Below are 13,587 nucleotides of genomic sequence, written 5' to 3'. Positions count from 1 at the left end.
AGTAGTCTTTCACTTACAACCGATGTGAAAGAAACTGTCATCAAAATTCAAGTTTCATAGGAAATAAGACAATGGCTGAGCGTCAGAACGGTACCGTCAAGTGGTTCAATGACGAGAAAGGTTATGGCTTCATCACCCCAGAGAGCGGTCCGGATCTGTTCGTTCACTTCCGCGCTATCGAAGGCAACGGCTTCAAGAGCCTGAAAGAAGGCCAGAAAGTTACTTTCGAAGCAGTGCAAGGCCAGAAAGGCATGCAGGCTGACAAAGTCCAGGTCGCCGGCTAAGCCGAACCGACCTGCAAAAAGCCCCTGCCAAGTGCAGGGGCTTTTTTTTGCCCGTAGAATAGCGGCTTCGTCATTCGGAGCTGCCGTGCATGTCCAAGCCTCTGCTCACCCCCCAGGGCGATTTCCCACCCGTCGGCCTGGGCCGTCGCCTGGCCGCGATGTTCTACGACTTTCTGCTGTGCACCGCCCTGCTGATGGTGACCACGCTGCTCTACAAGATGGTGCAGATGGCGATCGTCGGCGAGGCGCGCCTGCGCGAGTTGAGCGAGGCCGGCGCGCTGGATGGCGACCCGTTGCTGTCGACTATCCTGCTGTTCGCCTTGTTCGGCTTCTTCGCCAAGTTCTGGACCCATAACGGCCAGACCCTGGGCATGCAGGTGTGGGGCGTGCGGGTGCAAAATGCCGATGGTAGCGCCATCAGCCTGTGGCAGGCATTGCTGCGCTTCCTGGTGTCGATCGCTTCGTGGCTATGCCTGGGGCTGGGGTTCATCTGGTCGTTGTTCGACAAGCGCAAGCGCAGCTGGCATGACATTTATTCGCAAACCCAGTTGGTGCGTATTCCCAAGCAGAAGAAATGATCCAGGCCCCACCGGCCTTGTAGGAGCGGGCTTGCCCGCGAACGCCGGCAGAGCCGGTGCCATACACACCGGTGAATGGTGCGCCGCGAAACAATCACTGCCGCCCCCATGAAAAAGCCGACCCTGAGGTCGGCTTTTTCATTTCACAGCCAGGCCATCAGCCCGCCCGTCGCAGCAACCACACCCCGGCCAGAGCACACACACCGGCCGGGATCACCACCGCCAGCAGCGGCGGGAAGCCGAACACCTGGCTCGATGGGCCAAGCAGATCCTGGGCGATGCGGAACACGAAGCCCACCAGCACCCCGGTGAACACACGCTGGCCCAGGGTCACCGAGCGCAGCGGGCCAAAGATGAAGGAAATCGCCATCAGCACCAGGGCAGCGGTGACCATCGGCTGCAGGATCTTGGTCCAGAACGCCAGCCAGTAGCGGGCGTTGTTCAAGCCCTGGTCGGCCAGGTAGTGGATGTAGTCCCACAGGCCGGTGATCGACAGCGACTCCGGGGCCAGCACCACGGTATTGAGCAGGTCCGGGGTCACCGAGACGTCCCAGCGTTCTTCGGCAGCCTTCACCACTTCGGTGTGGTCGCCACGGAAGAATGTGGTGCTGACGTCGTTCAATACCCAGTGATCATCACGGTACTCGGCGCGCCGGGCGAAGCTGGAGGTGATGATCTTGCGCTGCTCGTCGAAGCGGTAGCGGGTTACGCCCAGCAGCAGGCCATTGGGCTGCACCGAGTTGATGTGCACGAACTCGTCACCCTGGCGGTGCCACATGCCGCGCTTGGAACTCTGCGCCTCGCCGCCACCCTGGGCCAGGGAGCGATCGGCCTGGGCCTTGTTCTCGGTGACCGGCGCCACATATTCGCCCACCAGCAGGCCCACCAGCATCAGCACCAGCATCGGCTTCATCACCGCCCAGACGATACGCCCGATGGACACACCGGCAGCGCGCATGATGGTCAGCTCGCTGCTGCTGGCCAGGCTGCCCAGGCCAATCAGGCAGCCAATCAGCGCGGCCATCGGCAGCATGTCGTAGAGCCGCCGTGGCGCGGTGAGCAACACGAAGTTGCCGGCATCCATCAGCGTGTAGGTGTCGCTCAGGTCGCCCATCTCGTCGATGAAGGCGAACAGCGAGGCCAGGCCGAGGATGATCCCCAGCACGGCCAGGATGGCCAGCAGCACGCTCTGGCCGATGTAGCGGTCGAGCTTAACCATGGGCCACCTCCGCGCGACGCGACGCCAGCTTCAGGCGCAACGGCTCCCAGTACATCAGCGCCAGGCCGATGAGCAGGAACAGCCCGTGAACCCACCAGATGCCCAGGGAAATAGGCAACTTGCCCTTCTCGAGGGCGCCGCGAACGGAAATCAGCATCGTCAGGTAGGCCATGTACAAGAGAATTGCCGGCAGCAGCTTGAGGAAGCGGCCCTGGCGTGGGTTGACCTTGGCCAGCGGTACCGCCAGCAGGGTCACGATGAACACCAGCAGCGGCAGCGAAAGCCGCCATTGCAGTTCGGCACGCTCGCGCAGGCCATCGTTGCCGAACAATTGGGAAGTCGGGATCGCTTCGCGCTCGGTCACCTCCTCGGCGACCTCGGGCTTAGGCAGCAGCACGCCATAGGTGTCGTACTTGATGGCACGGTAGTCGGCCTGGCCAGGGTTGCCGTCATAGCGGTAGCCGTTCTGCAGGATCAGGTAGCGGTTGCCGTCGGCCTGAACCTCCTGGTGGCCGGTTTCGGCGACCAGCACCGACGGGGCACGGTCCTTGGTCCTGTCCTGGTTGAAGCGCTTCTCGGAGATGAACACACCGCCGAGATTGATACGGTCATCCGACAGCTCTTCGGTGTAGGTGACCCGCGAACCATCGCGCAGGGTCTGGAAGCGGCCTGGCACCAAGGTGTCGAACTCCGTCAACGCATCCTGCTGGTTGATGATCTGCTGCACCTGGGCAACACCTTGTGGGGCCAGGCTCAAGCTCAGCCAGGCCACCAGCAGGGCGACCAGCGCCGCCGGGGCCATGGTCAGGCCCAGCAGGCGCTGCTGGCTCATGCCAGTGGCCGACAGCACGGTCATTTCGCTTTCCAGGTACAACCGACCATAGGCCAGCAGGATACCGAGGAACAGCCCCAGGGGCAGGATCAGCTGCAGGAACCCCGGCAGGCGAAAGCCCATGATCAGGAACAACACGCCCGGGTCGAGGGCGCCCTGGGCGGCCTGCGCCAGGTACTTGATGAAGCGCCCGCTCATGATGATCACCAGCAGCACGGCGCTGACGGCACTCAAGGTCACCAGGACCTCACGGGACAGATAACGGAAGACGATCAAACCAGACACTCCTGGGTTGTCAGGGGCAGGCGGCCAGACGTTGGCGCCGACAATGACTTAGTACAGCCAAACCAATGCCGGTTCGCTCAGGTGGCGAACCTCCATGTGAAGTGGCGGCATTATCCTGTGATTGGTCGCGCCTGTCACTTGGCCGCGTGCGTTTGCTGCCGATCCCCCGGCAGCGCCGCGCCAATCGGTGAAATACAGCGCTGCGGGGTTGTCACCGGGGCGGCGGCCAGCTCAAACTGGCACCCTTTCCACTGGTGCGTAGCCCGCGAGGCAGCGGCCAGGCCGCAATTGATCATTCGGGGAACCTGACATGGAATTGGTTGTAAAAAGCGTCGCCGCAGCATCCGTGAAAACCGCCACCCTGGTAGTGCCGGTCGGCGAAGGCCGCAAGCTCGGCGCCGTGGCCCAGGCCGTGGATGCCGCCAGCGAAGGTGCGATCAGCGCGCTGCTCAAGCGCGGCGACCTGGCCGGCAAGCCGGGCCAGACCCTGCTGTTGCACAGCCTGCCGGGCCTGAAGGCCGAGCGCGTGCTGCTGGTGGGCAGCGGCAAGGACGCAGCCCTCGGCGACCGCGCCTGGCGCAAGCTGGTGGCAAGCGTGGCCGGCGTGCTGCGCAGCCTCGGCGGCAGCGACGCGGTGCTGGCCCTGGATGATATCGCCGTCACCGGTCGCGATGGCCACTACGGCAAGTACCGCCTGCTGGCCGAAACCTTGCTCGACGGCAGCTATGTATTCGACCGTTTCAAGAGCCAGAAGGCCGAGCCCCGTGCCCTGAAGAAAGTCACCTTGCTGTCCGGCAAGGCCGGCCAGGCCGAGGCCGAGCGTGCGGTCAAGCACGCCAGCGCCATCGCCAGCGGCATGGCCTTGACCCGCGACCTGGGCAACCTTCCGCCCAACCTCTGCCACCCAAGCTACCTGGCCGAGCAGGCCAAGGAGCTGGGCAAGGCGCACAAGGGCCTCAAGGTAGAAGTGCTGGACGAGAAGAAGATCAAGGACCTTGGCATGGGCGCGTTCTACGCCGTGGGCCAGGGCAGCGACCAGCCGCCACGCCTGATCGTGCTCAACTACCAGGGTGGCAAGAAGGCCGACAAGCCATTCGTGCTGGTGGGCAAGGGCATCACCTTCGACACCGGCGGCATCAGCCTCAAGCCTGGCGCCGGCATGGATGAAATGAAGTTCGACATGTGCGGCGCCGCCAGCGTGTTCGGCACCCTGCGCGCCGTGCTGGAGCTGCAACTGCCGATCAACCTGGTGTGCCTGCTGGCATGCGCCGAGAACATGCCGAGCGGCGGCGCGACTCGCCCTGGCGACATCGTCACCACCATGAGCGGGCAGACCGTCGAAATCCTCAACACCGACGCCGAAGGCCGCCTGGTGCTGTGCGACACCCTCACCTACGCCGAGCGCTTCAAGCCTCAGGCGGTGATCGACATCGCCACCCTGACCGGCGCTTGCATTGTCGCCCTGGGCAGCCACACCTCGGGCCTGATGGGCAACAGCGACGAGCTGGTCGGACAGTTGCTCGACGCCGGCAAGCGCGCCGACGACCGCGCCTGGCAGCTGCCGTTGTTCGACGAATACCAGGAGCAACTGGACAGCCCCTTCGCCGACATCGCCAACATCGGTGGTCCGAAGGCCGGCACCATCACCGCAGGGTGCTTCCTGTCGCGCTTCGCCAAGGCCTACAACTGGGCGCACCTGGACATCGCCGGCACCGCCTGGGTCAGCGGCGGCAAGGACAAGGGCGCCACTGGCCGCCCGGTACCGCTGCTGACTCAGTACCTGCTGGACCGCGCCGGCGCCTGAGGCCTGTGGCCTGCGCCCTCGGGCGCAGGCTGCGGCGACGATCATGAGTAAAGTCGACTTCTACATCCTGCCCACCGACTCCCTATCGGCCCGCCTGGACTTCGCCTGCAAGCTTTGCGAGAAGGCGTGGCGCCTGGGCCATCGGGTCTACCTGCATTGCCAGGACGCCGAGCAGCGCGCCACCCTGGACGAACGCCTATGGGCATTCAAGGGCGAGGCCTTCGTGCCCCACGACCTGGCCGAGGCTCATGCCAACGCGATGGTCGCCCTGGGTGTGGGTGAGCAGGCAGGCGACCACCGTGACCTGCTGATCAACCTCGGGGCGGGTGTGCCGGGTTTCGTCGGGCAGTTCGAACGGGTCGCCGAGATCGTGGTGGAGGAACCCGGCATCCGCCAGTCGGCCCGCGAGCGGTTCCGTTTCTACCGTGAACAGGGCTATGCTCTGCAAGACCACCGCTTACAGCGACTTTGACGACGATGGACAAGCCTTCCCCACTGCCCCAATCCGCTCACCTGCTCGATGACCTGGAGTCGATCCGCCAGCTGTTGGGCGATGCCGACCTGCAACCGCCACTGCTGACCGAGACGGTCGAGCAGATCCCCCTGCTATTGGATGAGCCTGCTCCCCAGGCCGCGCCCGAGGCGGCTCCTGTGCCAGCGGACGACCCGCAGGCCCGCCGCCAGGACACCCTGCTGCACCTCGACAGCGAGATGCGCGCCGCCGCGCAGTTGATCATGCAGGACGTGATCAACGACTTCATTCCGCATATCGAGACCGAGGTCAAACGTCGGCTCGAAGCGCGCATGGAGCGGTTGCTCAAGCGCGCCGAGTAGACAGGCACATTCGCGGCGCAGCCTTCGCGGGCAAGCCTGCTTCTACAGTTCTACGCAGCACCTGTCGCCGCGGGCTTGCCCGCGAAGCGGGTGCACCTCGTCCTAGAACCGTGCACAACGCTTGCAGCTTGTCGCCTGAAACTCCCGGCTCCGTTATACTCTTCGGCTTTTCCGTATTTATGCCTAAGGGTCCCGCCGCGCATGGATAAGACCTACCAGCCGCACGCCATCGAAACTTCCTGGTACAACACCTGGGAGTCCGAGAACTACTTCGCCCCGCAAGGTGCAGGCGAGTCCTACACCATCATGATTCCGCCGCCGAACGTGACCGGCAGTCTGCACATGGGCCATGGCTTCAACAACGCCATCATGGACGCGCTGATCCGCTTCCGCCGCATGCAGGGCCGCAACACCCTGTGGCAGCCAGGCACCGACCATGCCGGTATCGCCACACAGATGCTGGTAGAGCGCCAGCTCGAGGCCAAGGGCCAGAACCGTCATGACCTGGGCCGCGAACAGTTCCTGGAAAAAGTGTGGGAATGGAAGGACCAGTCCGGCGGCAACATCAGCCGGCAGATCCGCCGCCTGGGCTCGTCGGTGGACTGGAGCCGCGAGCGCTTCACCATGGACGACGGCCTGTCCGAGGCGGTCAAGGAAGCCTTCGTGCGCCTGCACGAGGATGGCCTGATCTACCGTGGCAAGCGTCTGGTCAACTGGGACACCAAGCTGCACACCGCCATCTCCGACCTGGAAGTCGAGAACCACGACGAGAAAGGCCACCTGTGGAACCTGCGCTACCCACTGGCCGATGGCGCCAAGACCGCTGAAGGCAAGGACTACCTGGTGGTCGCCACCACCCGTCCGGAAACCCTGCTCGGTGACGTCGCCGTGGCCGTGAACCCGACCGACGAGCGCTACCAGGCGCTGATCGGCAAGTTCGTCGAACTGCCGCTGGTCGGCCGCCTGATCCCGATCGTCGCCGATGACTATTGCGACCCCGAGTTCGGCACCGGCTGCGTGAAGATCACCCCGGCCCACGACTTCAACGACTACGAAGTCGGCAAGCGCCACAACCTGCCGCTGCTGAACATCTTCGACAAGAACGCCAGCGTGCTGGCCGCCGTGCAGGCATTCAACCTCGACGGCAGCGTCAACACGCAGGTCGACACTCGCCTGCCTGCCCAGTATGCCGGCCTCGACCGTTTCGCAGCGCGCAAGCAGATGGTCGCCGACCTGGATGCCCAAGGCCTGCTGGTGAGCATCGACGACCACGCCCTGAAGGTGCCCAAGGGTGACCGTTCCGGCACTGTCATCGAACCGTGGCTGACCGACCAGTGGTACGTCTCCACCAAGCCGCTGGCAGGGCCTGCCATCGAAGCCGTGGAAGACGGCCGTATCCAGTTCGTGCCCAAGCAGTACGAGAACATGTACTTCTCCTGGATGCGCGACATCCAGGACTGGTGCATCAGCCGCCAGCTCTGGTGGGGCCACCGCATTCCGGCCTGGTACGACGAAGCCGGCCAGGTCTATGTAGGGCGCGACGAGGAAGAAGTACGCGCCAAGCACAACCTCGGCAGCGAGGTGACACTGCGCCAGGACGACGACGTGCTCGACACCTGGTTCAGCTCGGGCCTGTGGACCTTCTCCACCCTGGGCTGGCCGGAAAAGACCGACTTCCTCAAGACCTTCCACTCCACCGACGTGCTGGTCACCGGCTTCGACATCATCTTCTTCTGGGTCGCCCGGATGATCATGCTGACCATGCACCTGGTGAAGAACGACGACGGCACCCCGCAGGTACCGTTCAAGACCGTCTACGTGCACGGCCTGGTGCGTGATGGCCAGGGCCAGAAGATGTCCAAGTCCAAGGGCAACGTCCTCGACCCGCTGGACATCGTCGATGGCATCACCCTCGACGCCCTGCTGGAAAAACGCACCAGCGGCATGATGCAGCCCAAGCTTGCCGAGAAAATCGCCAAGCAGACCAAGGCCGAGTTCCCCGAAGGCATCGCCAGCTACGGCACCGACGCCCTGCGCTTCACTTTCTGCTCGCTGGCCTCCACCGGCCGCGACATCAAGTTCGACATGGGCCGCGTCGAAGGCTACCGCAATTTCTGCAACAAGATCTGGAACGCCGCCCGCTACGTGCTGGACAAGGGCGAGGACTGCGGCCAGAACGGCGAGGCCTACGAGCTGTCGCTGGCCGACCGCTGGATCATCTCGCAACTGCAACGCACCGAAGCCGAAGTGACGCGCCAGCTCGAGCAGTTCCGCTTCGATCTGGCCAGCCAGGCGCTGTACGAGTTCATCTGGAACCAGTACTGCGACTGGTACCTGGAGCTGTCCAAGCCGGTGCTGTGGGACGAGAACGCCCCGGTCGAGCGCGCCCGTGGCACCCGCCGCACCCTGGTACGCGTGCTGGAAGTGGCGCTGCGCCTGGCGCACCCGTTCATGCCGTTCATCACCGAGGAAATCTGGCAGCGCATCGCGCCGCTGGCCGGCATCGATGGCAAGACCATCATGCTGCAACCTTGGCCGGTGGCGAACGAAAGCCGCATCGACGTGTGCGCCGAAGGCGATATCGAGTGGCTGCAACAGCTCATGGTCGGCCTGCGCAACATTCGCGCGGAAATGAACATCGGCCCTGGCAAGCCGCTGCCGCTGTTCCTGAAGAATGCCAACGCCGACGACCAGCGCCGCTTGCAGGAAAACGAAGCGCTGCTTAAGAAGCTGGCCAAGGTCGAGTCGTTCACCGTACTCGGCGAGCAGGACGAAGCGCCGCTGTCGGCCACCGCTCTGGTGGGCGACCTGCAGGTGCTGGTACCGATGGCCGGGCTGATCGACAAGGACGCCGAACTGGCTCGCCTGAGCAAGGAGATCCAGCGCTTGCAAGGCGAAGTCGCGCGCGTGGGCGGCAAGCTGTCCAATGCCGCGTTCGTCGACAAGGCTCCGCCTGCGGTGATCGAGAAGGAACGCGCCAAGCTGGCCGAGTCCGAGCAGGCCTTGGCCAACTTCACCGAGCAGCACGCGCGCATCGCTGCGCTCTAACCTCAGTGAAGCCATCGCGGGGCAAGCCCGCTGCCACCTCCAAAGTGGCAGCGGGCTTGCCCCGCGATGCTTTTACCCCGGACCCCGCGATGACCAACAAACCCACCCTGCACCCACGCAACCGCCACCAGGGCCGCTATGATTTCCCGGCCCTGATCAAGGCGCACCCGGACCTGGCCCGCTTCACCATCACCAACCCCCACGGCAAGCCCAGCATCGATTTCGCCAACCCCGAGGCCGTGCGGGTGTTCAACCGCGCCCTGCTCAAGGCGCAGTACGGCATCCAGCATTGGGACATTCCCGCCGACTACCTGTGCCCGCCCATTCCGGGCCGGGCCGACTACATCCACGTGCTCGCCGACCTGCTGGCCGAGGACAACGCTGGGCAGATTCCACGTGGCGCCCAGGTGCACGCGCTGGACATCGGTGTCGGCGCCAACTGCATTTATCCGCTGCTCGGCCACAGCGACTACCGCTGGCGCTTCCTCGGCTCGGACATCGATGCCACGGCCCTGGCCTCGGCCAAGGCCATCGTCCAGGCCAACGGCCTCGGCAAGGCGATCACGCTGCGCCAACAGAGCGATCGCAAGCACATCCTCAGTGGCCTGCTACAGGACGGCGAGCGCTTCGACCTGACCCTGTGCAACCCGCCCTTCCACAGCTCTCGGGAAGAGGCTACCCGCGGCAGCCAGCGCAAATGGAAGAACCTGGGCAAACAGGATCCCAGCCGCAAGCTGCCGGTACTGAACTTCGGCGGGCAGAACAATGAACTGTGGTGCGAGGGCGGCGAGATCCGCTTCGTCACCCAGCTGGTCGACGAAAGTGCGCAATACGCACCGCAGGTGCTGTGGTTCACCAGCCTGGTATCGAAGGCCAGCAACCTGCCGGGCATCGAGGCTGCGCTGAAAAAGGCGGGCGTGAAAGCCCTGCGCATCAGCGAGATGGGCCAGGGGCAGAAGCAAAGCCGCATGGTCGCCTGGAGCTTCCACGACGCCGTTGCACGCAGGGCCTGGCACAGTTCGCGAGGCAAACCGCAGGCGTGAAAAAACCGCGCCTGGGCTGACCGGGCGCGGTTTCGTCAAAGCATCGACAATTACTTGTTGATAGCGTCGTTCAGCGATTTGGCAGGAACGAACTTGACGACTTTCTTGGCAGCGATTTCGATGGCAGCGCCAGTCGAAGGGTTGCGGCCGGTACGGGCAGGACGCTCGGAGACTTTCAGCTTGCCGATGCCTGGCAGAGTGATTTCAGCGCCGTTTTCCAGTTGGTCGGCAACGATCTGGCCCAGTTGATCCAGAGCGCCCTTGGCGACGGTTTTCGGTTGAGCGATCGACTCGGCGATATCGGCAATCAGTTGGTCTTTGGTCAAAGCCATGGTGGTGTTCCTTCCCTATCAAATCAGAGGTATGCAGCTGCTTCTTCGTTATCGGGCCTGCCCGGAAAAACTCCAGCGAGCCTCGCCAATCGCGTATGTAGATACGAAAATCGGCGTTTGGTTCGACACGAGGAAAGCAGACTGCCAGCAATGCGCCACCCCAAGGGGCGCAAGACCGCGCAAAGCTACCACAGGAATAGATAAATATCCGCTTCCGACCCCGTTTTTATGCAGGTTTTTCGGGCCCTTGGGATAAAAAATCAATATTTTGAACAAAAAACCAGCAACAGGCATTTCCGCCAACATCTGACCACTGCACCGCCCTCGCCCTGCGCTAAACTAGGCGCCTTTTGCAGCGCGGTATCGCCCCGCCCCAACCCGTTGAGAATCCCATGCCAATCCGTCATTGCATCGTTCACTTGATCGACAAGAAGCCCGATGGCAGCCCCGCTGTGCTGCATGCCCGCGATACCGAGCTGGCCGCCTCCGATGCCATCGAAAACCTCCTGGCCGACCTCAACGACAGCTATAACGCCAAGCAGGGCAAGGCCTGGGGTTTCTTCCACGGTGAATCCGGCGCCTACCCCTTCAGCGGCTGGCTCAAGCAGTACCAGGACGCCGAGCAGGACTTCACCGCCTTTACCCGCGTTGCCGTCGAGCACCTGCAAAAGCTGATGGAAGAATCCAATCTGTCCGTGGGCGGCCATGTGCTGTTCGCCCATTATCAGCAGGGCATGACCGAATACCTGGCCATCGCCCTGCTGCACCACAGCGAAGGCGTAGCGGTGAACGCCGAGCTCGATGTCACGCCCTCGCGTCACCTGGACCTCGGCCAGTTGCACCTGGCCGCACGCATCAACCTTTCCGAGTGGAAGAACAACCAGAACTCGAAGCAGTACATCTCGTTCATCAAGGGCAAGAACGGCAAGAAAGTGTCGGATTACTTCCGCGACTTCATCGGCTGCCAGGAAGGCGTGGACGGCCCCGGTGAAACCCGCACCCTGCTCAAGGCGTTCAGCGACTACGTCGAGAGCGAGGACCTGCCCGAGGAAGCGGCGCGCGAGAAGACCCAGACCCTGGTGGACTACGCCACCAGCCAGACCAAGATGGGCGAGCCGGTGACCCTGGAAGAACTGTCGAGCCTGATCGACGAGGACCGTCCCAAGGCGTTCTATGACCATATCCGAAACAAGGACTACGGCCTGTCGCCGGAGATTCCCGCCGACAAACGCACCCTCAACCAGTTCCGCCGCTTCACCGGCCGCGCCGAAGGCCTGTCGATCAGCTTCGAGGCGCATTTGCTGGGTTCGAAGATCGAGTACGACGAGGAGGCGGGCACCTTGGTGATCAAGGGCTTGCCGACCCAGCTGATCGACCAGCTCAAGCGTCGCAAGGACTAAACCAAGGCAGGTGCATCGGCATAGGAGGCCACCAATGCCTCCTTGGCCGACTTGCGCAATTTCTTCACCAGGCGTTCCTGGCGCAGCGCTTCCCCCTTGTCGGGCCACTGTTCCACATACACCAGCGCCTGCGCCGGGCTGGTCTTGAAATAGCTCGCGCCCTGCCCCTTCTGATGCTTCAGGAAACGCCGCTGCGGGTCATCGCTGATGCCGCAATACAGCGAGCCGTTGGCGGCACGTACCAGGTAGACGTACCAGGGCTTGGCTACCTTGCTCGGCATTTCTTCACTCACGACACGTGCTCTTTGTGTAATTAGTTTGGTGAGCCCAACGTCAAGAAGGGCTCTACCATGTTCACTTCATTTCCCAGCACCTTGCTGGCCGCAGGCTTGCTGCTCAGCACCCATATCCACGCCTCGTCCGGCCAGGAAACTGCCAGGCAGATGCAGGCCAACTTCAATGCCACCCCCGAACGCTGCGAAGGCAACGCGGTGCCGGCCCACGCCTGTTCCGGAGTAATGATTCGCGCGACCAAACCTTCGCCGAGCTATCACTCCTGGCATCATAGCCCCAACACCAAGGCCAAGGGCGGCCTGTCATTTTCCTACCTGCGCGCCGACATTCCCACCACCCAACTGGCCGCCGATGCCCGCAGCGGTTTTACCTTGTATCCCCAAGCCCAGCGCCCTGACGGCTCGCTGCATTATGAGGTGCTATGTGCCTGGCCAACCGACGGGGACACCTGGACACGCAATGGCAACGGCTGCGGCGACAACTCGCAGACCGCCCAAGTCGAACAGGCCTGTCACCAGCAAGGCATCTTCAGCGCGCAGCAGTGGGTAGAAAACTTCAGAAGTACCGGTGACTACAAGCAGCAGTGCGCTTTCGACACTCGCCTGGAACGTACGCCAGGTCGGGCGGACGACTTCTACCAGAGCTTGCGCGCCAAGCAGCTGCTAGGCAGCGAGCTGCCTTTTCCCTGGAACGAGGTGATCGTTCGCGCGTGGGATGAAGCCAGTTCGCAGCACCTGCCCATCCAGTCGTTCTTCCACATCGAAGGGATGCACGGTGCACTGCAACAAGCCCAGGCTGACCAGCGCGACTGGCACGACACCTACGGCGGTGCCATCCCGATCATTCGTATTCGCTTGCCGCGAAACCTTCAGGAAACCACGCGCTTCAGCTATCACGAACAGGACCAGGCGGTCGCTCCGCGCTGATGCCCTCAGCTGTTCCGGTACGCCAGCAGGCCCTTCAAGGCCTGCTGGCGTACCTTGTTGCGCACGATCGGCGACCAGCCTAGCAGCAGGCCGGGGGCTCCCAAGGCCTGGCGCGACCAGCGCCACAGATCGAAGCTGTCGTCGTGCTGGCAGATCAGGCCATCACGAAACACGAAGCTTGCCTGGATATCGTTGACCACCGTGCGGCCGGTCTGGCTGAACAGGTAGGTAGCAACCCAATGCGCAGTGCCATTACGCTCGTCGGCGCGCACGCTGTCGAATGTGAGGGAGAAATCCTTGGCACGGCTGGTGAGCATGCGCCACATATCGCCCACGTCCTTGCCGTGCAAGGTACCGAATGCCGGGTCGCTGAAGACGATGTCATCGCTGTAGCAGGCCACCATGGCTTCGGCGTCCAAGCGCTGGAAGGCCTGGTAGAAACGGGTGACGAGGGCGCTATTGGCATGGCTCATGGGGCTGTCCGTCCGGGGAGTCGAAGGCTGAACGATAAGCCGCCGGAAGGTTTTGCGCCATGTGCATTCGTACCATGAATGGGGCTGGCGCCATCACACCCGCTCGCTGCTGGCCCGCACATGCAGTGCCCGCCCAGCGCCAAGGCCGAAGACGATCGCGCCGATGCCCAGCACTGCGAAGATCCACCCGACCGCCGCCCACCCCCCGGTGCAATCATGCACCTGTCTCGTATAC

14 protein-coding genes are annotated in these 13,587 nt (G+C 63.3%); 9 read left to right on the top strand and 5 right to left on the bottom strand.

The window, feature by feature from the left end; translation table 11 throughout:
- Positions 1–71 precede the first annotated feature (71 nt).
- Both RAC97_RS01880 and RAC97_RS01875 read left to right on the top strand, forming a co-directional pair.
- Positions 72–284, top strand: coding sequence for a cold-shock protein (locus RAC97_RS01880; RefSeq protein ID WP_003257941.1), 213 nt, complete (start codon positions 72–74; stop codon positions 282–284).
- Positions 285–373: 89 nt separating this feature from the next.
- Positions 374–862, top strand: a complete 489-nt coding sequence (locus tag RAC97_RS01875; RefSeq protein ID WP_375100476.1) for an RDD family protein — start codon at positions 374–376, stop codon at positions 860–862.
- Positions 863–1,019: 157 nt separating this feature from the next.
- Here RAC97_RS01875 and lptG read toward each other — a convergent pair whose 3' ends face one another.
- Both lptG and lptF read right to left on the bottom strand, forming a co-directional pair.
- The gene (gene lptG, locus RAC97_RS01870) at positions 1,020–2,081 is read right to left on the bottom strand and encodes an LPS export ABC transporter permease LptG (RefSeq protein WP_375100477.1); all 1,062 of its coding nucleotides are present in this window, start codon (positions 2,079–2,081) and stop codon (positions 1,020–1,022) included.
- Positions 2,074–3,189: an LPS export ABC transporter permease LptF gene (gene lptF / locus RAC97_RS01865; protein WP_375100478.1), complete on the bottom strand. Its 1,116-nt coding sequence runs from the start codon at positions 3,187–3,189 to the stop codon at positions 2,074–2,076. Before lptF ends, lptG begins: the two co-directional genes overlap by 8 nt.
- 319 nt (positions 3,190–3,508) lie before the next feature.
- On the opposite strand from lptF, the gene RAC97_RS01860 reads away from it, so the two are divergent.
- From RAC97_RS01860 to rlmF, 5 genes are all read left to right on the top strand, one after another.
- Positions 3,509–5,002, top strand: a complete 1,494-nt coding sequence (locus RAC97_RS01860; RefSeq protein ID WP_375100479.1) for a leucyl aminopeptidase — start codon at positions 3,509–3,511, stop codon at positions 5,000–5,002.
- Between the two features lie 43 nt (positions 5,003–5,045).
- Positions 5,046–5,474: a DNA polymerase III subunit chi gene (locus RAC97_RS01855; protein ID WP_375100480.1), complete on the top strand. Its 429-nt coding sequence runs from the start codon at positions 5,046–5,048 to the stop codon at positions 5,472–5,474.
- A 5-nt stretch (positions 5,475–5,479) separates the two neighbouring features.
- On the top strand, positions 5,480–5,836 hold the full coding sequence (locus RAC97_RS01850) for a DNA polymerase III subunit chi (protein WP_375100481.1): 357 nt from the start codon (positions 5,480–5,482) through the stop codon (positions 5,834–5,836).
- Between the two features lie 201 nt (positions 5,837–6,037).
- Entirely contained in the window at positions 6,038–8,884 is a 2,847-nt protein-coding gene (locus tag RAC97_RS01845) for a valine--tRNA ligase (protein ID WP_375100482.1), read from the top strand.
- Between the two features lie 89 nt (positions 8,885–8,973).
- Positions 8,974–9,927 (top strand): 23S rRNA (adenine(1618)-N(6))-methyltransferase RlmF, encoded by a 954-nt coding sequence (gene rlmF / locus RAC97_RS01840; RefSeq protein ID WP_375100483.1) that lies wholly within the window; start codon positions 8,974–8,976, stop codon positions 9,925–9,927.
- A gap of 50 nt (positions 9,928–9,977) precedes the next feature.
- On the opposite strand, the gene RAC97_RS01835 is transcribed toward rlmF, so the two are convergent.
- Positions 9,978–10,259 (bottom strand): HU family DNA-binding protein, encoded by a 282-nt coding sequence (locus RAC97_RS01835; protein ID WP_375100484.1) that lies wholly within the window; start codon positions 10,257–10,259, stop codon positions 9,978–9,980.
- Positions 10,260–10,651: 392 nt separating this feature from the next.
- Here RAC97_RS01835 and yejK point away from each other — a divergent pair, with 392 nt between their 5' ends.
- Positions 10,652–11,659: a nucleoid-associated protein YejK gene (yejK, locus tag RAC97_RS01830; protein ID WP_375100485.1), complete on the top strand. Its 1,008-nt coding sequence runs from the start codon at positions 10,652–10,654 to the stop codon at positions 11,657–11,659.
- Here the strand turns inward: yejK and RAC97_RS01825 are convergent.
- A complete protein-coding gene (locus RAC97_RS01825; protein ID WP_375100492.1) occupies positions 11,656–11,940 on the bottom strand; it encodes a GIY-YIG nuclease family protein in 285 nt (94 codons plus the stop codon). The genes yejK and RAC97_RS01825 overlap by 4 nt on opposite strands.
- A gap of 69 nt (positions 11,941–12,009) precedes the next feature.
- Between RAC97_RS01825 and RAC97_RS01820 the strand changes: the two genes are divergently transcribed.
- Complete coding sequence (locus RAC97_RS01820) at positions 12,010–12,879, top strand: hypothetical protein (protein ID WP_375100486.1); 870 nt, start codon at positions 12,010–12,012, stop codon at positions 12,877–12,879.
- Between the two features lie 5 nt (positions 12,880–12,884).
- On the opposite strand, the gene RAC97_RS01815 is transcribed toward RAC97_RS01820, so the two are convergent.
- Positions 12,885–13,352 carry a nuclear transport factor 2 family protein gene (locus tag RAC97_RS01815; protein ID WP_375100487.1) on the bottom strand — a complete coding sequence of 156 codons (468 nt, stop codon included), beginning with the start codon at positions 13,350–13,352 and terminating at the stop codon, positions 12,885–12,887.
- Positions 13,353–13,587 lie beyond the last annotated feature (235 nt).

The organism is Pseudomonas sp. LS_2, assembly GCF_042709235.1.
Classification (GTDB): Bacteria; Pseudomonadota; Gammaproteobacteria; order Pseudomonadales; family Pseudomonadaceae; genus Aquipseudomonas.
This window is presented reverse-complemented; position numbering and strand designations above follow the sequence as displayed.